The sequence below is a fragment of the Paenibacillus sp. Soil724D2 genome (genome assembly GCF_001427935.1).
GTDB lineage: Bacteria > Bacillota > Bacilli > Paenibacillales > NBRC-103111 > Paenibacillus_E.
Map to the genome: position 1 here is coordinate 25387 of NZ_LMRY01000029.1, position 19855 is coordinate 45241.

Sequence of the window (19855 nt, forward strand, 5' to 3'; positions counted from 1 at the left end):
TTTATGAGTGGCTGCGAGGCATGAAGAGCTTAATTTAAGTCGAAGGCGGTAAATAATTTTGAAAAGGATACTTACAGTAGCGTCAGCAATCTAATTCTCAAACAGCCTGGCTGTGTTGTAAAACACGGCAGGCTGTTTTTATGTTAGAATTCCTGATCTTGGCAAGATCCACGGACTGGTTCGGAGCTTGATCAAAAGCGCTGCAGCATCATTTTGGATTATTTTGTTTAAAAAGGATAGTACTAAAGTGCAGCGTTAAACTAAAGGGCAGTAGTGCGTGGCGGAATGGCTATTTATTATCGCTAACTATTAGTGATACGGGTCACTGTAGTGTAACTAAACACAAAGTTCTGTTTGACCATAAGAGTTACATTAGTATATAGAGATAAAGCCACTCCTGACAACGGAGTGGTTTCTTTAATAGAACTTCTCTTTTATTTTAAGCATAATAGCCACCTTCGGAAGGATAAATTTATTCTCCAAATAGTTTTATATATCTTGCTGAACGCTCGATTTGCCAATGATTGATTATACAGGCACCTTAGGTTTCTTCATTTAAGTGTTGTTCATTGCGGCGGCTATGGGGTTAAGTGTATGATATCGCTTGGTGATATAAACTATTATAAGGCCCGTATCGTCTAATTAATGACTTCCAAATGAACGGAGTGCTGCTATTGTTGAACAAAAGAGGTATGCTTATATTCATATCCTTTGCATTCATGCTTGTTTCCTGTCAAGGAAATCCGGGTCAAGGACCGGAGGGCGGCGATTCTCCTGTGTCTGCCGTTAAGCCGTTGAAGGCCGATCTGATTCAACCAAATGGGACAAATGTGGCAGAACGCATTGCTGTGCCCAAAGGTTTCGAACGTATGCCTGTTGAGACAGGATCATATGAAGAATATTTACGTCAGATTCCGCTTAAGCCTCATGGCTCCAAGGTTCATTTATTTAACGGTGCGTTAAAGGCGAAAGAGGTTTACGAGGCGGTATTGGATGTGGATGTGGGGGAGCGGGATCTCCAGCAATGTGCCGATTCGGTGATGAGACTGAGGGCGGAATATTTATACGGTAAGGGATGGTATGACAAGATACATTTTGACTTTACCAATGGCTTCAAAGCTGATTATGCTACGTGGACGAAAGGAAATCGGATTGAGGTTTCAGGGAATAAGGTTTCCTGGGTGAAACGTGGAGCCAGCTCCAATAGCTATGAGGGCTTCCGCAGCTATCTGAACATGGTGTTTGCGTATGCAGGTACTCTATCCTTGGCAAAGGAGATGGAGCATATAACTCTATCGGAAATGCGACCCGGAGATGTTTTCCTCGAAGGCGGATCACCAGGACATGCGATTGTAGTAATGGATATGGCCCAAAATCCAAAAAGCGGCGAGAAGCTCTTTCTCCTGGCTCAGGGATATACGCCTGCACAAGAGATCCACATTCTGGAGAACCCTGCTAATGGTAAGGGAAATCCCTGGTACAATATCTCCTTTGGTGATAAATTGCAAACACCGGAGTGGAAATTTACGAATGAGCAGCTGTTCCGATTCTATAATTGAGGCCTAAAGGGAGAATGACGTACATATTAAACGGAATAAGAGGGCATCTTGCAGCCAAGGGATAGACTGAAAGTGGAACTTACAAGATGGAAAAGAGGCGGCCAGCGCCGCCCCTTGCGTATGTCGGGTTCCCGTTTCTATCCTAGAACCGAGTCGATATATCGATAGTGCTTCTTTCTGTTAAATCCTACTGTTGATTTTAACATTGAACTAACGGAAACAATAGTAAAGGAGCTTGCTTCGTGGCAACTCCTTTTTTGTCCATTAAAGTAAACATAACTGTTAGTGCTAAGAATTGGACTTTGAAAGAAAAGGAGCACCTCGGTATGATGGGTTTGTCAACTGGTTTAACCTAATACCATCAAGGAGGCGCTCGCATTATGAAGTTTAAGCAATCTGACGGTCAAAATCAACGGATCGAACGAATTTCCACGACTCACCTCATTGTGGGAATCGATATAGCGAAAGAAACACATGTCGCACAAGCAACAAATTTTCGAGGAATCATACTTACTAAGAGGCATCTTTCTTTCTCAAAAAAGAACGTCATAATCGGTATGGAACCAACGGGACACTATGGATATAACCTTGCTAATTGGCTTGCTGACAAGGGCAAAGATGTTGTCATGGTGAAAAAATGATTTCGAGTATAAATGGTCAAATGGAAGAAGAAGATGCAAAGGTTATATTTGAAAGCATTGCAGGTGCTGGAGTAGATTATTTACACGTAACTGATTTATAATTCAATAGATCTTTAATGGAGTTAAATTCACGATTTTGCATAGAAACTAAAGCAAGTAGGGGGCAGGCTCGTAGATAAAGCGGGTCTGTTTTTTTATGAGCTTTTGAAGGTTTTCGAACTAACGTAAGTCATGCATACTCCTGACCATCAAGGTAAATATTACTTCTATCATAAAAACTTGGGTCTTTATCCATTGAGCAAAAGTACGCAGGGGAATGGGGGAAATGGAATTGGCGCAGGAACCAATAAGTACTTCTGCGGTTTTGAACCTGGAAAGAATTAAAGAACGTTATACCGAGAATGAACTGCTCATTATCAGAGACCTGTGCCATACGGATTCGAACTGTGGTGCCTTCATCGTCTATTTAACGATACTCGTGGATGAAAAAAGATTAAATCAACAAATCATCCGAAAAATTAACGTGGATTTATTGCAGTACAGCGGGCCGGTAGAAAAAACGATATTAACATCGCTGTACTCTCTAGGCGACGTAAAAGTACTGTTGGATATGGACGAAGTCGTAAGTCATATTGCCGATGCAAATTTTGTTATTTTCATAGAAGGAAATGCTGAAGTATATGCAATGAATTTGCCAGGCTACGAGACGAGGGCAATAGAAGAACCGCAGCTTGAACTTAACGTGCGCGGACCACGCGAAGGGTTCACTGAAGACTTGCAAAAAAACTTGGGCATGGTTTTTCGGCGGATGAAATCATCGAATTTAAAAGCGAAAATGTACAATCTTGGACAAGAAAGTCAAACGAAAGTGATGATTCTATATCTTGCGAACCGTGCTGACACTGAAGTGTTAAAAGAGATCAGTAGAAGAATAGAGTCTATCCATCTAAATGCTCTTGTAGATAGCACACAAATCGAAGAATTGATCCAGGATAGCAATTTTTCGCCATTCCCTCAGATCCTGAATACAGAAAGACCTGATCGTGTTATTACAGCGGTGAATAGAGGGAAAATCGTCATTATGACAGACGGGACGCCAAACGCCTTAATTGCCCCTAGCACATTCTTTGAAATGCTTCATCCCAGTGAAGATCTGTATGAACGGTTTTATTTCGCTAATTTTATGCGTTTTATACGAATAATCACATTGTTAATTTCTTTGTTTGGTCCTTCGTTATATATCGCGTTGACTACGTTTCATCTGGAAATGATTCCCACACCTTTGATGATGACCTTTCTCTCTGCGAAAGCGGGGATACCATTTCCGACCTTCATTGAAGCGCTGATCATGGAGGTGTCTTTCGAGGCGCTGCGAGAAGCGAGCTTGCGTCTACCTCGCGTTGTGGGACAATCGGTCAGCATCGTTGGAGCTCTCATCATAGGAGAAGCGGCCGTACAATCAGGTATTGTGTCACGTCCGATGGTCATTGTTGTAGCGATGACAGGAATAGCTTCTTTTACGGTTCCGTCTTTTAGCACAGCTATATCTCTACGCATATTACGATTCCCGTTAATGTTTCTGGCGGCCCTTAGCGGCATGTTTGGACTATCAGTGGGCATGTTTCTGATCATTTTTCACTTGTGTTCCCTAAGATCATGTGGGGTTCTGTTTCTTGATCCACTTGGATCAAAAGGATGGAAGTATATTTTGAAAAAAGTTTTCCTTCTTCCGGTTAATTACAGAAACGCCTCGCAGCATGCGGTAGTACTGGTGGACTCATCTAAGAGCCAGTCTGATTATTTTCCTAGGAAAGAATGGGATTAGCATGAACAAGGCTGCTCGGTTTCTACTATTGTGTATATTTGCGGCTATGATGGAGGGCTGCTCGCCGGACGTTAATGAAATCAGTGATATTGCTTTAGTCACGGCCGCTGCGATCGATTACGATATGAAAACAAAAAAATATACATTTACTTCCTACTGCGTCATGCCATCAAACACAAGTAAGGAACAATCCGGATCTCTTACTCAATGGGTGTCAAGTGCATCAGGGAATACCCTATTTGAAGCAGTCAGAAAAATGCGATCCCATGCCGGTAAAAATTTAATATTTCAGCATAACAAATTTTTCATTGTTAGCGAAAACGCAGCGCGTCACTCCTTGTACGAGGTGGTGGATTTCTTATCCAGGAAACGTGAAATCCGCGTTACTGCCTACCCGATTATTACGAAAGGTCAAGCTTCGGATAAACTAAAACTCGGTGCTGAGTCCGGAGATCTGGTCTCGAATGACTTATTGGGTCAAATCCGGAATAATAAGCTTTTGGGTCAGAGTGCTACTTTAACAATAAAAGATTTTGCAAACTTATATTCGAATCCTGACCGCGGCTTTGTGTCCGGGCAATTGATATTGAAATCATCATTAAAAAACGCCGATAAAGTTCTTCTAATGAACGGAGGCGCTGTGGTATACAAGGAGAAATTTGTGGGTTGGTTGAAGGGAAATGATGTTTTGGTTGTTAACTTATTATCTAACAGAAAAAGTTGGGGAAATCTCCAATTTCCTGAAAGTATTAAATCAAAATCGGACCTAAGATTTTCTGCTATATTTCATGTAACGGGCTCAGAGATCCACAGCGGCTTTAATAACGGAAGTCCCAAGTTAAACATTAACCTAACATTAACTGCATCCGTGGAAGATGTGAACCATGCAACGGAGGTTACCAATTCGGGAACCATTGTGAAGATGGAGTATGCAGCTGCTAAGCAAATAGAGAAAAAGATAAGGGCTAGCTTAGATCATTTTCAAAAAGTACTGAAAGTAGATATTATTGGGTTTTCGGATTATTTTTATGAGCATCATCCGAAAGAATGGAAAACCATTCAAAGGGATTGGGAGAATATTTACCCTTCAATTCCAATACAAGTCCATGTCTCAGTCAAAATTGAAAAATCGGGTATGATTACGTCCGTAAAGGAGAAAATCGAATGATAAGTATAGCTATACTGATCAGTTCTCTATGTTATGGAGTCTTGTTTTTTTGTCGCTTACGCAAACAATCCTCGGTATCTGATGCCATTTTGATGTTGTTATTATGCGGATTTATTGCGGGTTATTTCGTGCCTCGTGTCGGAGAGAAGTGGCCCACAGTTGAATCTCTGAACAACTATTTATTTACACCGGTATCCGATTACATCTTTCACCTATTGGAATTGAGAACGGGGGAAGGTTAAATGGCAAGGCTAGAAAAAATATCGCATATTCAGCTCGGCTGTTTATTATTTGGATTTATCTCTGGATTCGAAGGTTTATTTTTGACGGAAGCCAAAATATTAAAACAGGATGTTTGGATCGCATATCTCATTAATATCTTATTAGGCCTTGGAATTTTGTGGATCATTTACTACGTTCAACGCCAGTACCCTCAACTAAATATGGCTGATATCTGTGAAAAACTGCTTGGGAAGTGGGTGGGCAAAGCCATGCTCATCGTTTATCTTCTTAATAATCTTGAGTCGACGGCAGGAGGTTTCCGGGCGTTAACTATGTTCTACACGACAATTATTTTGCCAAATACACAATCGGATGTACTGATGTTAATTTGTGCAATTTGTTCTACTTATGCCGTATATGTCGGCTTGGGTGCTTTAGTGCGAACTACGGTAGTTGTTATTCCGTTTTTTTTATTCGCTTTTCTTTTTACTGGTCTTTATATTTTTCCTGAAATTCAAACCAACCCCTTCCTTCCTCAACTTCAAAGTAAATTTCCCGATGTGGTTCTCGCAGTCGTACACATATTTACCTTTACTTTTAAGCAAATGATTACATTTGGATTTCTAATGTCACGGGTAGAACATACAAAGAAAATATACTCAAGCTGCTCGATAGCTGTAATAATGGCTGGGATTTATATCACCATAAGTTCTTATTTGACTCTTGGCTCACTAGGGCTGAATTATATTGAGACGTCAACATATCCTTTTTTTGCAACGATTCAATTGGTAAAATTCGGAGAATATTTGGAAAGAATCGAGACCATCCTTATCGGGATATGGACGGTTTTTACCTTGATCTATATCATTGTCATGCAATATGTGTTTACGCTTGTGGTCGGACATGTCTTTAAAATAACAAAGATGAGACCCTTTGTCTTTGCTATCGGTCTTCTATTTTTTGCGCATTCATGTAGAAGCTTTATCCGAACTGCGGATCACTTCACATATGGAACTAGAATTTATCCCATTTCCTCGCTGCTCCCATGCATCGGCTTGCCTATCCTTTTAGCGGTTGTGACAATGATCAAGAAGCGGCGTAAGGCATCCTTATGAAGATTCATAACTTTAACACAATTATTACTTTTTGGTTACTATATAACAAAAAAGTGTGTACTTTTCTTTTTGTTACTTTTGATCCATACTATCATTTATACGATGTTCTTAAATTTATTTGATGATAAATGACAGTTAGAACATCTATACCAAACTAAAATTTACCTTAAGGGGGAATCATAATATGGGGAAGTTTGATGGTAAAGTAGCGGTTGTAACAGGAGGTACTAGCGGTATTGGTCTTGCAACAGCGCAACAGTTTGCAAAAGAAGGCGCGCATGTTTTTATTACAGGACGCAGACAGAGTGAACTGGATACAGCGGTGAAGCTGATTGGGAAGAATGTAACTGGTATCCAAGGCGATATTTCAAAGTTAGAAGATTTGGACAAACTGTACGAAGCAGTGAAGCAAGAGAAGGGAAAATTGGACATCCTCTACGCAAATGCTGGGCTTGGTACCCTGCTTCCACTAGGTGAAATTACGGAAGAGCATTATTACAAAACATTCGACGTTAACGTAAAAGGAACGATATTCACGGTTCAAAAAGCATTACCTTTGTTTCCGAACAAAGTAGGTTCAATTATCCTGACCGGGTCCACGGCCGGTTCGATTGGGGATCCAGCGTTCAGTATCTATGGCGCATCAAAAGCAGCAATAAGGCAGCTAGTTCGCAACTGGATACTTGATCTAAAAGGTACTGAAATTCGTGTAAACGTCGTTAGTCCTGGATTCGTTCATACACCGGCTTATGATGACTTATTTGGAGCTGGGGTCGAAAATGTCCTTGAGCACGCCAAGTCCGTAACTCCACTGGGCAGAGTAGGAACCGTTGAAGAAATCGCAAATGCTGTCATGTTCCTTGCTTCTAATGAAAGCAGCTATGTAAATGGAATTGAATTGTTCGTGGATGGCGGAGTTGCACAAATTTAGTTCGGAAATTTACCACTAGGATTTCATAAAATAAAACTAAGGGGTGTACGACAATGTCGACAAATTCAAATCAAGTTATTCTAAACATCCGTTTCAAAATAAAACCGGGTATGAAAGAGACTTTCCGCGACAGTCTCTTTGCAATGATAAACAATTTCAGAAACGAGCCTACCTTCGTAACTGCCATTGTCTCTGATGATATCGATAGTCCGAATGATCTTGTCATTTATGAAATCTGGCAAGGTACTAGAGATAGTTGGGTACAGGAAGAGTTTCCAAAGCCTTATCGCAAAGAATATGAGGACACACTTACAAGCTTAATTGATGACAGAATTGTAAGCTGGCTTGAACCAGTCGGAGAATGGGGAAGCCAACTGACGAATGTACCTCGCTAATTAAATGATGTGGGTAAAAAGTTCGTTTAAAAGCTAAGCCAGCATGATACACCCTCGTATCATGCTGGCTTTATTAATACCGTTCTAGAGGCTCAAAGATAAATATAACCACTTGAAAGAGGTTGATGAAAGATGAGCACAAAAACATTAAATGAAGCTAATTTTTTCGAAATTGTAAAAGGAAGGCGTTCTGTCCGTGAATATGATCCCTCCTTTCAATTGACAAAAGAAGAAGTAGAGGAACTCATTCAAGAAGCTGCGTTGGCACCATCTGCGGGAAATCTCCAACCCACACGTTATTTCGTCATACATGACAAAGAATCAAAAAATCAATTATATCCGATTGCAAATAACCAAACACAAGTCTCGACAGCTTCAGTTGTGATTGCAATTCTTGGCGATCTCGAAGGACATAAGAAGGCTGAAGAAATTTATGGTAAAGCCGCAGAGTTAGGGTACATGACAGAAGCAATTAAAGAGCAGTTTGTTAAAAACTTTGCAGCTCTTTTTCCTCGATTCAGTAATCAGGATATGAGGGAACTTGTAACATTTGATGCGGGGCTCGCCGCAATGCAGTTGATGTTAGCAGCCAAAGCAAAAGGATATGAGACTAATCCAATGAGCGGGTTTGACAAAGCTAGATTCAGTAAGGAGTTTGGAATCGAAGATCGTTATGTAGTGATGGCGTTAGTCACCATTGGCAAAGGCGTTAAAGAAGGACATCCTACAACTCGTTTACCGGTTGAAAAGGTTACTTTTTGGCACAATAAATAAAGCTAATAAGAAAGGAAGAAGTACATTGACAATCGGAATTATTGGAGCGGGAAGAGTTGGACGTGCATTTGCAACTAAGCTTGTACAAGCAGGCTATGATGTTGTAATTAGTAATAAAAGCGGGCCAGAAGCGTTAGAACCCTTTGTGAATAAATTAGGTAAAGGAATTAAAGCGGGAACTATTGAAGAGGCTGCAAGGGCCAAAATTGTCATGGTTGCCATTCCGTGGATTAAACTTGAAGAATTGTTATCTAAACTTCCCAACTGGGAAGGACGGATTGTTATAGACGCCAATAATGCCTTTTTAACGTATGCACCAGATTACCAGGTTGCTGATCTTGGAAGAAGAACATCAAGTGAGATCTTCGCGGAGTGGGCACCGGGTGCACGTATCGTAAAAGCGTTTAATACTCTTTTTGCTGACTATATCGAGGAAAATCCAATGGTGGGCCCAGGAAGACGTGTACTCTTTTACTCAGGCAACGATAAAGATGCCAAGCAGGAGCTTGGACAACTATTTGAAGAACTAGGTTTTGCTCCAATCGATCTAGGAGATCTTGCAACAGGTGGGAGAATGCAGCAGCTCGGTTCTCCTCTAGCAGGACTTAATTTGCTAAGACTATAATAGGTGTTTGCACCAAAACTAAAGGGAGACCAATATGACAACAACTACGGATCAAATTGTAATTTTAGTACGATTTAAATTAAAACCAAATTCAAAAGAAGCTTTTTTTGGAATTTTAAAACCCCTATTTGATACAATGTCTCAAGAGCCTACTTTTGTGAATTCAATTGTGCATGAGGATCTGGACAACCCTGATGATGTTGTGTTTTATGAAATTTGGAACTGCTCAAGAGAGACTTGGTTGGCAGAAGAAGCAACAAAGCCCTACCGCAATGCGCCATTTGAACAAGCGGGGCCGATGGTAATTGAAAGAACGTTGAACTGGCTAGTCTCTGCTGGTGAATGGGGAAGCCGTCTGACCTCAGGCAAGCATCATTAAACTTTATAGATCAGAAAGACTAGTAAGATTTGATGTTCGGAGGATTAAAGAATGGGCACAGCTAATGAGCTAATGCAAAAACATTTCAAGATTTGGAGTGAAACTGATTTCGAAAGTAGAAGAAAGGCAATCGATGAGGCTTACTCGGAAAACTGCCGTGTGTATGATCCTTTCTATGCAGATGTATTTGTTGGTCGCGATGCGCTCATGACTTTGATCGATGAAGTACAAGGTAAGTTTCCAGGGTTTGTTTTCACTATTATTCCTGGTTCTTTAGATGAGCACCATGGCCATGTAAGGGTTAGTTGGTATTACGGACCGTCTGACAAGCTTCAAACGATAACCGGGCAGGATTTCATGCTCATTGAAAATGGTTTGATCCATTCCGTGTCCGTCTTTATTGACACACCTTCAGAATAAAATCGTTCTTTAATAGAAAAAGTTAAAAAGCTGGCGCCTGTTTTCACAGAGCGCCAGCTTTCAGTTATTAAGGAAGATCAATTAGGATAAATCTTGTATGATCTACTGCGGTAAGTTGAAGAGATGAGATATTTGTTATTCGAGCTGTGTCTCTTTTATTAAGAAGCTCCGCTTCATTAAATTGTAACGAACCTTCTACGATGAATACAAAGATGCGACGGCCTTCCGGTTGTTCAAACTTCAAAGATCTTCCTGCTTCCAGATCGGATAAATAAATCGTGAGATCCTGATGGATATGTGAAACATTAACCGATGAATTTTTTGAAACAACAGGCAATAATGCGTTTTTCATGAGTAGAGGATCATATTGAGTGGTCTGATATGAAGGTTCTAAGTCTTGTTCCTCTGGATCAAACCATAGTTGAAGGAAATTTACTGTATCTTCGCCTGGATTCATCTCAGAATGTACAATTCCAGTTCCAGCTGTCATGCGCTGCACGCCGCCAAATGTGGTCTCCGCAGTATGTCCGGTACTGTCTTTGTGCTGTAATTGACCCTCCAGAACAATAGACACGATTTCCATATTCCGGTGAGGGTGCATACCAAAACCACGTTGACCTAATACAAAGTCATCATTTAAAACCCGCATGGGTCCGAAACTCGTCGTTTTCGGATCATAGTAATCTGCAAAAGAGAAACTCAGGTTACTGACTAACCAGCCAAAATCTGCATGGTGCCGAGATGATGCCGGAAATAGTTGAATCATTGTCACACCCACTTCAGTTTATTATTAATGCTTTTACTGTCTGCCATTAAATGATATTATGAATCAAAAGTAACAATAATAAAAGTACACACTTTTTTGTTACATAGTGACCAATAAGTAACAATTGTAATCGGGAGATGTTATAAACAATATGAAAACTTACTACTGCGACCTAGAAGTTACTATGGAGGTTATCGGAGGGAAATGGAAGGGGCTTATCTTGTACTATTTGATTAAAGGCCCGAAACGGACGAGCGAGTTAAAGCGACTTGTGCATAGTATTACTCAAAAAATGCTTATTCAAACGCTCAGAGAATTGGAAACTGACGGACTAATTAGTAGGAAAATGTACAATCAAGTACCTCCAAAAGTCGAATATTCAACAACAGAACTTGGTCAATCGCTTGAACCTATTTTGAGAGCACTTTGCGGTTGGGGTGTAAATTATGCAGAGAAATCATTCGCTGAGGGTGAAGTTCAAATTTTGCATTTAAATTAAAAATATCATAAAACGATGTACTGATGTCTCCAAGCTCCTGTCATTCAATGATGACATGCTTGGGGACATTCTTTTTTATTAGGATCAGGAGCAATTTATGAACTCATTCAAAGCTCAATAGGGGATACTTTGTTAGAAACGAGTATGATCTAAAGCTAACAATTATATTCAGGGAAATTGGAACTCCGAAAGTCGAGTATTCAACTACTGAACTTGGTCAATCGCTTGAACCTATTTTGAAAGAACTTTGCAATTGGGGTGGTAATTATGCAGAAAAATCATTCGCTGAGGATGAGTTCGAAATTTTGTATCTGGATTAATAGTAAAATTGAACGATGTACTGATGTCCCCAAGCATGTCATTCAACAAATGATATGCTTGGGGACATTCTTATTCTTTTATCTGAAGAAAATGGTCATAAATTCCAAGCGTAGTCCAGGATACAATGACCAATAATAATATAGTTAGGATTTCCGGAGTGGATGAAGTTAATGGCGAATGGGTCACCAGTCCCAGAAATATAAATTTTTATCTCATTAAAAATCGAAATATTCGGTAAGACCACCCCAGTCAAAACACAATTATCACTATTTTGTTACTATATAACTAAAAAGTATGTACTTTTCAATTCGTCACTTTTGATCCATAATGACTCTTGTGTGATGCACGGAAGAAAGTAATGATGATTCAAAAAAAAGTTAAGGGGTGTGTGACTATGTCCACAAATCAAGTTATTCTAAATATTCGTTTCAAAATAAAACCAGGTATGAAAGAATCTTTTCGCGACAGTCTCTTTGCTATGATTAACAATTTCAGAAATGAGCCCACTTTTGTAACGGCTATCGTCTCCGATGATATCGATAATCCGAATGATCTTGTCATTTATGAAATCTGGCAAGGTACTAGAGATAGTTGGGTACAGGAAGAATTTCCAAAGCCATATCGCAAAGACTACGAGGAGACTCTTACAAGTTTAATTGATGACAGAATTGTAAGCTGGCTTGAACCAATCGGAGAATGGGGAAGCCAACTAACGAATGTGCCTCGCTAAATAAATGACGATTTCTCCGGAAATCCTCGCCGGCTTGACGCTGGAGTTTTCCGATCGGGAAGACGGGTATCGAGGCATCGAGAAGTTGTATGGACTTCATTTTGCCAATCTTAAGCGAAGTTGCGTTACGCTGCAATCCGATCTGGAGACATTAATCTCGTCGATGCGTAGCACGCTTTCCAAAGGAGTACTTCCAACCAGCGCAACTTGGTGTAAAACCAACCATCTGCGCAAGTATCCGAGATTCCAGATCTAATTTGGAGGGAAGCAACATGCAAGAGGTATATCATGAGGGCGAACTGATAGTTCAAAATCGTACGGGAGAAAGTTCGATTGCTGCTCAGAATGCAAAGATGGTCGGTAACCGGTTTTCGAATGGGATCATTAATTTCCTCATAACTCAACAGTTTGCGGTTTTATCATCCACGGATGGTAAAGGAAACGTATGGGTAACATTTTTGACTGGAGAACCAGGTTTTGTCGAGGAGCTTGATGAACAGAGAATGGTGATACGGGCTGGATTGATTACAGGTGACCCTCTTGCTTCGGAGTCTAAAGAACAGAAACAAATTGGGCTGCTTGTTATCGATACGAAACGCCGAATCAGACTGCGTGTTAACGGAACAGCTATTATGGAAATGGGACAATTCATTGTGACCGCGCATCAGATTTACGGGAATTGTCCGAAGTATATTCAGAAAAGATCGCTTTGTTCAGAGAAAGACGCCTATAGAATGTTAAAGTCGGAACAGCGAAGTAAGGAACTGAGTCAGCAGCATGTGGAGTGGATTACGCAAGCAGACACGTTCTATATCGGCAGTACTAATGATCGGGGAGAAATGGATGCCTCACATCGAGGAGGGAATCCGGGTTTTGTTCACGTAGTCAATGCAGAAACGTTAATGTTTCCCGACTATTTCGGCAACTCCATGTTTAACACATTGGGAAACATCCAATCGAATCCCTCATCGGGTCTGTTATTTATCGACTATGATCATGGTCATTCGCTACAGCTGACTGGTTTGGCTGAAATCATTTGGGATGAGGCGGCGATTGCGTCCTTTCCTGGTGCGGGACGAGTAGTGAGATTTGAAATTAGGGACGTCGTTCAATTGAATAATGCCACTGAACTATGGTGGGAAGATACAGAGATGTCGCCATTTAATCCGAAAGGCTGATTGTATTACTATTATATTTAGGAGGAATTAAACATGAGTACTAATAAATATTTGATCATTGTTCAAGCCAATCAGCAAGATATGGGGAGAGCGATGCACGGACTGCTCTATGGATAAGAACTGCACGAGGCTGGGATGGAGGTTGAACTCTATTTTGACGGTGCGGGAACGCAGTGGCCAAATGAATTCAGCAAACCAGATCACATGCTTAATCCATTATACAAGCAAGTGATGAAGACTGGTATTATTAAAGGCGGCTGTGGAGCGTGCGCCGGATTCTTTGAAGTCGCTGAAGAAGTGCAACAAGCAGGAGTTAAACTGGTCGGAAACGACTCCAGCAGCGGCCATTTAGCGTTTGCTCAATTTATGAAGGATGGATTTGTGCCTATCGTTTTGTAAATAAATTGCTTCATTTAACCCCGCTTTTAAGGGAGGCCACAGAAAAGTTCCTTAACTACATCAAAGGGTACAGCCACTCAAAAAAATTGAGGATGCTGTACCTTTTTTTCGGTATGATTATGAGAATTTTTGATAATCCAACAGATGACAATAAAGCACTTAGTAAATACGTTGATCAATATGTAAGCAGGTTGACTATATAAATTCTAGTTTCTAATAAAAGGCGGTGTGTTTTTTTGATGCTGCGCCTCGGGAATGAGATAAAGTTCTTGTCATTTATGGGATAAAGTTCTTGTCATCCGACAAAAATCTAGTCGTGATAGGCTAAATGTGTCATAGATATCTGGTATAATAAAGAATTCATTCAAAGGAGTGATGGTCATCAAAGGAAACCTCTTTACTTCATATTACAGCCAATTCGAAAACCAGCTTACCGAAGCATTTCTAAAAGTACTTATGCACGGCACTGCAGAGCTAACCGATGCCTTTTTAGACTTTGTCGGTGTTCAGGGGGAGTATGTCGGTTACAAATACGATTTTCAGTTTGGAAGAGCAGTACAAATGAGTATTGATCGTGCCGTTTTAATTGGCATTGCTGAAACTGAGATTGTGCATCCAGGTACTGCAACTCCTCAAGATGAGGAAGACGAGGAACAGGAGGGGATCCCGGACGGATATTTGTACGCATCTCATGGTTCATGCTGCCTCAACATAAAGAGTCCGCAATCAGAGGTCAGAAAGAAAAACAATGCAAGCAGCGGCAAGGACTCGATGAACAAGAAATTCATTTCATTTCTGCTACACTTAGCAAATCACAAATTTACAAAAGAATTGTACAACTCACGATATATGACAAATACCAGTCAAGAACTGTTTCGGGTGTAGTAACGCGCAGCAAGCATGGAGAATTTCGTTTGGACACCGTTGATCCGTTCACCGGGGTAGAGGATTGGGATTGGATCAGATTTCAAGATGTACTGAAGGCGGAGCTAAGTAAAGAATGGACAGAAGATGAGATGATTGATCTGTAGAATATTCATTAAATAATTCTCACTTCAACCAAATTGCAAAGCGCTTGGGAATATGCAACCACATCCATAGGAATTAGAGAAACTAATTATCTACAACTAATGGATAATTGTGTTAATTTATCCTTAAATCCAGAAACGCTGGTGAACAAGCCCGAGGGAAAGCATCCCTTGGGCTTGTTTTTGTTTTAATTTCGCATTTGCGCTGGAAAACATTCGATTCGCATCATTAAGTAGTTAATGTGTTAGACATAAAAAGTTGTAGACTGGGGGTGGCGTTAAACTAAACCGAGGGACGGGCAGAATCGTTTAATTTAATGATAGAATATTGTATAGAACTAATAAGGGGGTATTGAAGTGCGAATGTATGCCCTACTTGAAGAGCGTGTGGAGAACGTTAAAAAAATTATGGTTTACGAATCTGAGAGTGGAGTGTATGTCTTTTTGTATGATACACAAGAAGATAAGAGTTGTGTTGCTGACTTATGGTTTGAAACGCTCGATGAAGCTGTCGATCATTGCATTCAAGAATTTAATGTTATACAGGCACAGTGGCTGGTAATCAATGACCCTAAAGAAGGGGAATATCACGATATTATTCATTAAATCAAAAATGGAGTTAAGCTAAACCGAGGGAAGGTGAACTATAGTTGAATGATGAAGCTGCCGGCACGGTCGGCAGTTTCATTATGTTTAACAAGCAGGATAATGGAAATTGTTTGAAGAACTAAGAGGATTAAGTAGTAAATTACATCGTTTATTGTGAGGTATGATATGCAATATTTCATAGGTATTGTCCCTCCCGACGAATATAAAGAGCAAATTGCAGCATTTCGTAATCGCTGGGTTAGTAATCGTTTAAAAGATGTTGTGGAGCCCCACATTACAGTAAAAGCACAGGGTGGACTTACGGAAGATACGCGTTGGCTAGATAATGTTAGGGAAATTTGCACATCAATTAAAAGCTTTCGCTTATCAATGTCAGGGCCAGCAACATTTGGGAGTGCAGTAATATTCCTTGGTGTTGAATCTGAGGAAATATATGTATTACACAAGCTACTGGTGGATAAAGTATCCCCTTCACCAGAGCTGATCGATCGTTATTTTGAATTGGGTCGCTTTCATCCTCATTTAACCTTAGGGCAAACCTATTGGGGTATGAACGAAAATGAGATTGCAGAAATGAAGTTAGCAGCAATTCACGACCTAGCTCCTTTTCCGACCTTTCAGGTCAATTACGTACGGATATATAAAGAAATTGAGCAAAACAAGTACGAACCATTTGAAGATATCCAATTTGTTCGCTAACCAAATCCAGACCCTCACCAGATTGGTGTCAAATGGTACCGCAATTATACTGAGGAAAATGAAATTCAACTGAGCAAGTCGTTGCACTAAATGGATACGCTTGTTAAGTGATGAAATGGCTGCCGGCGTGGTGGCCCTTCGCTCAACTATCTGGCAGGATACTGGAATAATATGTAGAATAATTAAGTTAAATTATCGTTTGAATATCGGGTTTTAAAGGTGGATACAAAAGGTGATTGCTCAGGCTATAATTATAAAAAATCAATATGTGCTTATGGTTAAGCAATATGTTGAGCGGGGAGATATTGTTTGGAATTTCCCTGGGGGCAGCATTGAACAATATGAAAGTCCAGAACAAGCCTGCATTAGAGAAGTAAAAGAACAAACAGGTTATGACATTTGTATCAATGCTTTGTTACATGAGAAAAACCAGAAATTCAGTTTTACGGCTGAAATTAATGGAGGAGAATTGTTCCTTGATGTCAATAATAAGGATAATGACGACATCATTGATATAGCATGGATTTCATTACATGACCTCGAAAAGTTTGATCATATTACATTGCCAATACTTGAACTTGCCCGAAAGTAACACTGCCTTTAATATACTAAACCGCATGAAGCTGCCGCAAACCAAACGGCAGCTTCTTTAAGCTATCTGGCAGGATAGTTGGGAAATAATACCGAATAAAGATATAAATATGGACATTAAAGGGGGAGAAAAGGTTGCCTGAGAGTTCTTGTTTGGGGTGTCAATTAGCAAATAAAGAAATTGAAACAAATACAATTTATGAGAATGATTTAATGACTTGTATTCTAGATATAGCACCACTGAATGAAGGACACATACTAATACTACCTAAACTACATTACCATGATGTCGATGACTTAGATGAATTACTGCAAATGAAATTATGAAGACATCCAGATTGCTCGCAAGGTTACTAAAATCCCATTTCCAACCCGATGGGGTAACCATTCTTCAAAACAATGCGAAATTTAATGATTTAACGCACTATCATATGCATATCTTTCCGCGCTATGATTCCGATGGTTTTGCTTGGGTAGAACCATTAGACTCCACAAATGCAAAGGGACGTCTAAAAGAAACCACCGCGAAGTTCGTTGATTTGATTAATCAGCAGTCTCTACACTAACGGATACAAGAGTTAAGTAAATGTAACATAATTGAAATCTTATTTTCATGTGGCATTAATTAATCAAGCCTATAATAAAAGTCGACCCCCCTTTAAAATATAAAACTTAGACCCTCAGCCCGTTGCTGTGGGTCCTTTTTTTGCTATTCAACTAAAGGACACTTTGATGCAATGAATCTCCTAAACGGAAAACAAAGATGGTATAATATTCCACGCCGGTACAATATGAGAACGGAAGTGAAATGGATGGAAAAAATACGACTTCGTGCGTGCGCAATGATTATTAAGGATGGATCAATTTTACTTATCGAGTACGAGAATGATAATGGTGACGGTGTCCATTACAACCTTCCCGCAGGTGGTGTTGAGCCAGGTGAAACCTTTGTTGAAGCTGTGAAAAGGGAAGCAAAAGAAGAGGCGTGTGTCGACGTGGAAGTCGGTCCTGTTGCTTTTGTTTACGAATATCAACCAACTAAAAGCAATTATATTTATGGCGATACCCATTCTGTGGGTATTACATTTGAATGTGAATTAAAATCAGGGTCATATCCTAAACTTCCACAAAAGCCAGATCCTAAACAAACAGATGTTAAATGGATCCCGATTTCGGAGTTGCATTTGATTCAACTGTACCCAGAAATTAACCAAGACATTGTTGATTATTACAACGGTAATAAGTATCGCAATTATGTTGAAGAACAAGAGATACAACAAAAGCAGTTACGCTAACGGATACGTTTGTTCAATAAGAAACCAAGATGAGGCTGCTGGCATAAATCGGCAGCCTCGTTGAAGTAACGGGCAGTTATCCGCGATTACAAAAGCAGGAAAATAGATCATCTTTATCGAAAATTATTTGAATTATAATTAGAATTATTTCTCTGAACCGGAGGCAATTTAAGTTGACTAAATATATTCAATTACTTTTCGTTGTTATTCTTCTCTTCATCTCAGGCTGCAACAGTAGCACTACATCTTCCGAGGCAACCCCGACCAACGTATCGTCTGCCGATTCGACAGTATCACCTGAGGTCAAAAGTGTGCCTCCATCCTCGTCTCCACCCACAGAACTTGCAGCACCAACTTCGACTTTATCGTCAGCCAGCCCTTCAAAGATGACTCCTTCTGTCCCCCAAAAAATAGACTCTATTATAGGGGAACCACTGAAAGATCAGTCATTTCAAGTCAATTTTGAAAATTTTGGGGAATCTGAGTTTATAACCACTAAAGAAAACGTAAAAGGCAAGAACCGGCCGCATCTTTACTTCAAAAGTGGGGAGTCGGTTGCCGAGTTGAAGCATGAGCTTGAATCGCCGGAGTCATTCTATACCGTTTCTGCGGTCTCCTTTCGAGATGTAAGTGGTGACGGAAAAAAGGACATAATCGTGATCGCGGACTATACAACAGGATTTGGGTATATGGGCGCAATCCCTATTTCGCAATTAATAATCTTCAAGCAGACCGAATCTGGGTTTAATGAGGATCACTCTATTGAAGACAAGGCTCGCTCCGGAGTTCCATACCGAATCTTGACAGTCCCGGATGTGATGATCGGCTTAAAAACTGACCCTAAAGAAAGCATACCTAATGCTTGGCAACGCCTGCACCCTGGAACCTATAAATTGGAGGGCTCCGGTGAACTAGGTGGCTCCACGCTGACCATAAGAAGAACTTCTGGTGATGGTCTATTATTTAATCTCGATGCTTTTTATGCTGCAAATAAAGAGGCATTAAAGCAAGGAGGAGTTAATGTCGGGACCATTGACTCGGCTAAAGCTACCCCCTCATCTGGAGAAATGATTTTCAAGGATAGTAATTATGAATTATCCTTCTACATGATATCCAGCGGATCTTTATGTCCGGGACAATGGCCAGCCATACTTTGGACTTAACGTGTACGTAAATGGAATCTACACTCCCAAATGATCCGAAATGATAATAAGTACATAAAGCAAGTTGTACAACTACGCTAACGGAAACTATAGCTAAATATCAGAAGGGGCTGCCGTGTGGCAGCCTTTTGCTCAACGCGAATAATTCAAGTGCGGATATTATATTTTAGTGAGGTAAATCATGGGCTATTATTATCGAGGTATTCTTACTTCAATATGAGTCTTTAGATTGTATTAGAAATAGGTTTAGGAATCTCTAAGCGATTCAATTATACAAAAACTTAATAACCATACCAATTACAGATGAACTATACGATGAAATAAATATGAACAAAGCAGTTCCTTTAAGAATTATGAATATTTGACTGATTTAATCGGTATATTCTGCTTGGAAATTTCCAAAGTCAGTAGAACTGCTTATATTGAGGCAGAATATTTTGGTGGAATTGGCACACAGAGCGGGATTGTTTGGGATTCAGAAGTCGTTATTTAGAGGAAACTTTAAGTGATAACGCAATTAATA

The 19855-nt window shown here is 40.1% G+C and carries 22 protein-coding genes and 4 pseudogenes; 25 read left to right on the forward strand and 1 reads right to left on the reverse strand.

All coding sequences use genetic code 11. The features are described 5' to 3' along the window. Positions 1 to 674: 674 nt before the first annotated feature. The 12 genes and pseudogenes from ASG85_RS22730 to ASG85_RS22785 all read left to right on the forward strand — a co-directional run bounded on the left by ASG85_RS22730 (position 675) and on the right by ASG85_RS22785 (position 10054). Positions 675 to 1559 (forward strand): DUF4846 domain-containing protein, encoded by an 885-nt coding sequence (locus tag ASG85_RS22730; protein WP_057305213.1) that lies wholly within the window; start codon positions 675 to 677, stop codon positions 1557 to 1559. A gap of 380 nt (positions 1560 to 1939) precedes the next feature. Beyond that, a pseudogene (locus tag ASG85_RS22735) lies at positions 1940 to 2191 on the forward strand (IS110 family transposase); the annotation flags it as partial. Positions 2192 to 2525: 334 nt separating this feature from the next. Then, entirely contained in the window at positions 2526 to 4025 is a 1500-nt protein-coding gene (locus ASG85_RS22740; protein WP_057305215.1) for a spore germination protein, read from the forward strand. 1 nt (position 4026) lies between these two features. Continuing rightward, complete coding sequence (locus ASG85_RS22745; RefSeq protein ID WP_057305216.1) at positions 4027 to 5193, forward strand: Ger(x)C family spore germination protein; 1167 nt, start codon at positions 4027 to 4029, stop codon at positions 5191 to 5193. Further along, positions 5190 to 5435 (forward strand): hypothetical protein, encoded by a 246-nt coding sequence (locus ASG85_RS22750; RefSeq protein ID WP_057305217.1) that lies wholly within the window; start codon positions 5190 to 5192, stop codon positions 5433 to 5435. Before ASG85_RS22745 ends, ASG85_RS22750 begins: the two co-directional genes overlap by 4 nt. Beyond that, on the forward strand, positions 5436 to 6530 hold the full coding sequence (locus tag ASG85_RS22755; protein ID WP_057305218.1) for a GerAB/ArcD/ProY family transporter: 1095 nt from the start codon (positions 5436 to 5438) through the stop codon (positions 6528 to 6530). Positions 6531 to 6714: 184 nt separating this feature from the next. Further along, positions 6715 to 7461: an SDR family NAD(P)-dependent oxidoreductase gene (locus ASG85_RS22760; RefSeq protein ID WP_057305219.1), complete on the forward strand. Its 747-nt coding sequence runs from the start codon at positions 6715 to 6717 to the stop codon at positions 7459 to 7461. 53 nt (positions 7462 to 7514) lie between these two features. Beyond that, a complete protein-coding gene (locus tag ASG85_RS22765; RefSeq protein ID WP_057305220.1) occupies positions 7515 to 7856 on the forward strand; it encodes a putative quinol monooxygenase in 342 nt (113 codons plus the stop codon). 132 nt (positions 7857 to 7988) lie between these two features. Then, on the forward strand, positions 7989 to 8630 hold the full coding sequence (locus tag ASG85_RS22770) for a nitroreductase family protein (protein WP_057305221.1): 642 nt from the start codon (positions 7989 to 7991) through the stop codon (positions 8628 to 8630). Positions 8631 to 8655: 25 nt separating this feature from the next. Then, positions 8656 to 9255, forward strand: coding sequence for an NADPH-dependent F420 reductase (locus tag ASG85_RS22775; RefSeq protein ID WP_057305222.1), 600 nt, complete (start codon positions 8656 to 8658; stop codon positions 9253 to 9255). Between the two features lie 34 nt (positions 9256 to 9289). Continuing rightward, the gene (locus ASG85_RS22780; protein WP_057305223.1) at positions 9290 to 9634 is read left to right on the forward strand and encodes a putative quinol monooxygenase; all 345 of its coding nucleotides are present in this window, start codon (positions 9290 to 9292) and stop codon (positions 9632 to 9634) included. 51 nt (positions 9635 to 9685) lie between these two features. Beyond that, positions 9686 to 10054 (forward strand): nuclear transport factor 2 family protein, encoded by a 369-nt coding sequence (locus ASG85_RS22785; RefSeq protein WP_057305224.1) that lies wholly within the window; start codon positions 9686 to 9688, stop codon positions 10052 to 10054. Positions 10055 to 10121: 67 nt separating this feature from the next. Here ASG85_RS22785 and ASG85_RS22790 read toward each other — a convergent pair whose 3' ends face one another. Further along, a complete protein-coding gene (locus ASG85_RS22790; protein ID WP_057305225.1) occupies positions 10122 to 10820 on the reverse strand; it encodes a pirin family protein in 699 nt (232 codons plus the stop codon). A gap of 151 nt (positions 10821 to 10971) precedes the next feature. Between ASG85_RS22790 and ASG85_RS22795 the strand changes: the two genes are divergently transcribed. The 13 genes and pseudogenes from ASG85_RS22795 to ASG85_RS22850 all read left to right on the forward strand — a co-directional run bounded on the left by ASG85_RS22795 (position 10972) and on the right by ASG85_RS22850 (position 19332). Beyond that, complete coding sequence (locus ASG85_RS22795) at positions 10972 to 11319, forward strand: winged helix-turn-helix transcriptional regulator (RefSeq protein ID WP_056832361.1); 348 nt, start codon at positions 10972 to 10974, stop codon at positions 11317 to 11319. A gap of 185 nt (positions 11320 to 11504) precedes the next feature. Next, positions 11505 to 11639 (forward strand): annotated as a pseudogene (locus ASG85_RS37135) (winged helix-turn-helix transcriptional regulator); the annotation flags it as partial. Positions 11640 to 12034: 395 nt separating this feature from the next. Then, positions 12035 to 12370, forward strand: coding sequence for a putative quinol monooxygenase (locus ASG85_RS22800; RefSeq protein WP_057305226.1), 336 nt, complete (start codon positions 12035 to 12037; stop codon positions 12368 to 12370). Positions 12371 to 12398: 28 nt separating this feature from the next. Then, positions 12399 to 12538 (forward strand): annotated as a pseudogene (locus tag ASG85_RS39335) (hypothetical protein); the annotation flags it as partial. Between the two features lie 104 nt (positions 12539 to 12642). Next, positions 12643 to 13548, forward strand: a complete 906-nt coding sequence (locus ASG85_RS22810; RefSeq protein WP_063860352.1) for a pyridoxamine 5'-phosphate oxidase family protein — start codon at positions 12643 to 12645, stop codon at positions 13546 to 13548. Positions 13549 to 13683: 135 nt separating this feature from the next. Continuing rightward, on the forward strand, positions 13684 to 13947 hold the full coding sequence (locus ASG85_RS22815) for a hypothetical protein (RefSeq protein ID WP_235550200.1): 264 nt from the start codon (positions 13684 to 13686) through the stop codon (positions 13945 to 13947). A gap of 698 nt (positions 13948 to 14645) precedes the next feature. Further along, positions 14646 to 14978: a YolD-like family protein gene (locus ASG85_RS37140; RefSeq protein ID WP_082562359.1), complete on the forward strand. Its 333-nt coding sequence runs from the start codon at positions 14646 to 14648 to the stop codon at positions 14976 to 14978. A 360-nt stretch (positions 14979 to 15338) separates the two neighbouring features. Then, positions 15339 to 15581 (forward strand): hypothetical protein, encoded by a 243-nt coding sequence (locus ASG85_RS22825; RefSeq protein ID WP_057305230.1) that lies wholly within the window; start codon positions 15339 to 15341, stop codon positions 15579 to 15581. A 168-nt stretch (positions 15582 to 15749) separates the two neighbouring features. Beyond that, entirely contained in the window at positions 15750 to 16283 is a 534-nt protein-coding gene (locus ASG85_RS22830; RefSeq protein WP_057305231.1) for a 2'-5' RNA ligase family protein, read from the forward strand. A 232-nt stretch (positions 16284 to 16515) separates the two neighbouring features. Next, entirely contained in the window at positions 16516 to 16875 is a 360-nt protein-coding gene (locus ASG85_RS22835) for an NUDIX hydrolase (protein WP_060647800.1), read from the forward strand. Between the two features lie 152 nt (positions 16876 to 17027). Continuing rightward, positions 17028 to 17440 (forward strand): annotated as a pseudogene (locus ASG85_RS22840) (HIT family protein). A gap of 246 nt (positions 17441 to 17686) precedes the next feature. Next, entirely contained in the window at positions 17687 to 18169 is a 483-nt protein-coding gene (locus ASG85_RS22845; protein ID WP_060647801.1) for an NUDIX domain-containing protein, read from the forward strand. Positions 18170 to 18342: 173 nt separating this feature from the next. Next, positions 18343 to 19332, forward strand: coding sequence for a hypothetical protein (locus ASG85_RS22850; RefSeq protein WP_060647802.1), 990 nt, complete (start codon positions 18343 to 18345; stop codon positions 19330 to 19332). Positions 19333 to 19855: the final 523 nt, after the last annotated feature.

Excerpts from the sequence above, each read along its gene's own strand:
- ASG85_RS22740 (WP_057305215.1), top strand. The coding sequence starts at position 2,526 with ATGGAATTGGCGCAGGAACCAATAAGTACTTCTGCGGTTTTGAACCTG.
- ASG85_RS22745 (WP_057305216.1), top strand. The coding sequence starts at position 4,027 with ATGAACAAGGCTGCTCGGTTTCTACTATTGTGTATATTTGCGGCTATG.
- ASG85_RS22750 (WP_057305217.1), top strand. The coding sequence starts at position 5,190 with ATGATAAGTATAGCTATACTGATCAGTTCTCTATGTTATGGAGTCTTG.
- ASG85_RS22755 (WP_057305218.1), top strand. The coding sequence starts at position 5,436 with ATGGCAAGGCTAGAAAAAATATCGCATATTCAGCTCGGCTGTTTATTA.
- ASG85_RS22760 (WP_057305219.1), top strand. The coding sequence starts at position 6,715 with ATGGGGAAGTTTGATGGTAAAGTAGCGGTTGTAACAGGAGGTACTAGC.
- ASG85_RS22765 (WP_057305220.1), top strand. The coding sequence starts at position 7,515 with ATGTCGACAAATTCAAATCAAGTTATTCTAAACATCCGTTTCAAAATA.
- ASG85_RS22770 (WP_057305221.1), top strand. The coding sequence starts at position 7,989 with ATGAGCACAAAAACATTAAATGAAGCTAATTTTTTCGAAATTGTAAAA.
- ASG85_RS22780 (WP_057305223.1), top strand. The coding sequence starts at position 9,290 with ATGACAACAACTACGGATCAAATTGTAATTTTAGTACGATTTAAATTA.
- ASG85_RS22785 (WP_057305224.1), top strand. The coding sequence starts at position 9,686 with ATGGGCACAGCTAATGAGCTAATGCAAAAACATTTCAAGATTTGGAGT.
- ASG85_RS22790 (WP_057305225.1), bottom strand. The coding sequence starts at position 10,820 with ATGATTCAACTATTTCCGGCATCATCTCGGCACCATGCAGATTTTGGC.
- ASG85_RS22795 (WP_056832361.1), top strand. The coding sequence starts at position 10,972 with ATGAAAACTTACTACTGCGACCTAGAAGTTACTATGGAGGTTATCGGA.
- ASG85_RS22800 (WP_057305226.1), top strand. The coding sequence starts at position 12,035 with ATGTCCACAAATCAAGTTATTCTAAATATTCGTTTCAAAATAAAACCA.
- ASG85_RS22810 (WP_063860352.1), top strand. The coding sequence starts at position 12,643 with ATGCAAGAGGTATATCATGAGGGCGAACTGATAGTTCAAAATCGTACG.
- ASG85_RS22815 (WP_235550200.1), top strand. The coding sequence starts at position 13,684 with ATGGAGGTTGAACTCTATTTTGACGGTGCGGGAACGCAGTGGCCAAAT.
- ASG85_RS37140 (WP_082562359.1), top strand. The coding sequence starts at position 14,646 with ATGCTGCCTCAACATAAAGAGTCCGCAATCAGAGGTCAGAAAGAAAAA.
- ASG85_RS22825 (WP_057305230.1), top strand. The coding sequence starts at position 15,339 with ATGTATGCCCTACTTGAAGAGCGTGTGGAGAACGTTAAAAAAATTATG.
- ASG85_RS22830 (WP_057305231.1), top strand. The coding sequence starts at position 15,750 with ATGCAATATTTCATAGGTATTGTCCCTCCCGACGAATATAAAGAGCAA.
- ASG85_RS22845 (WP_060647801.1), top strand. The coding sequence starts at position 17,687 with ATGGAAAAAATACGACTTCGTGCGTGCGCAATGATTATTAAGGATGGA.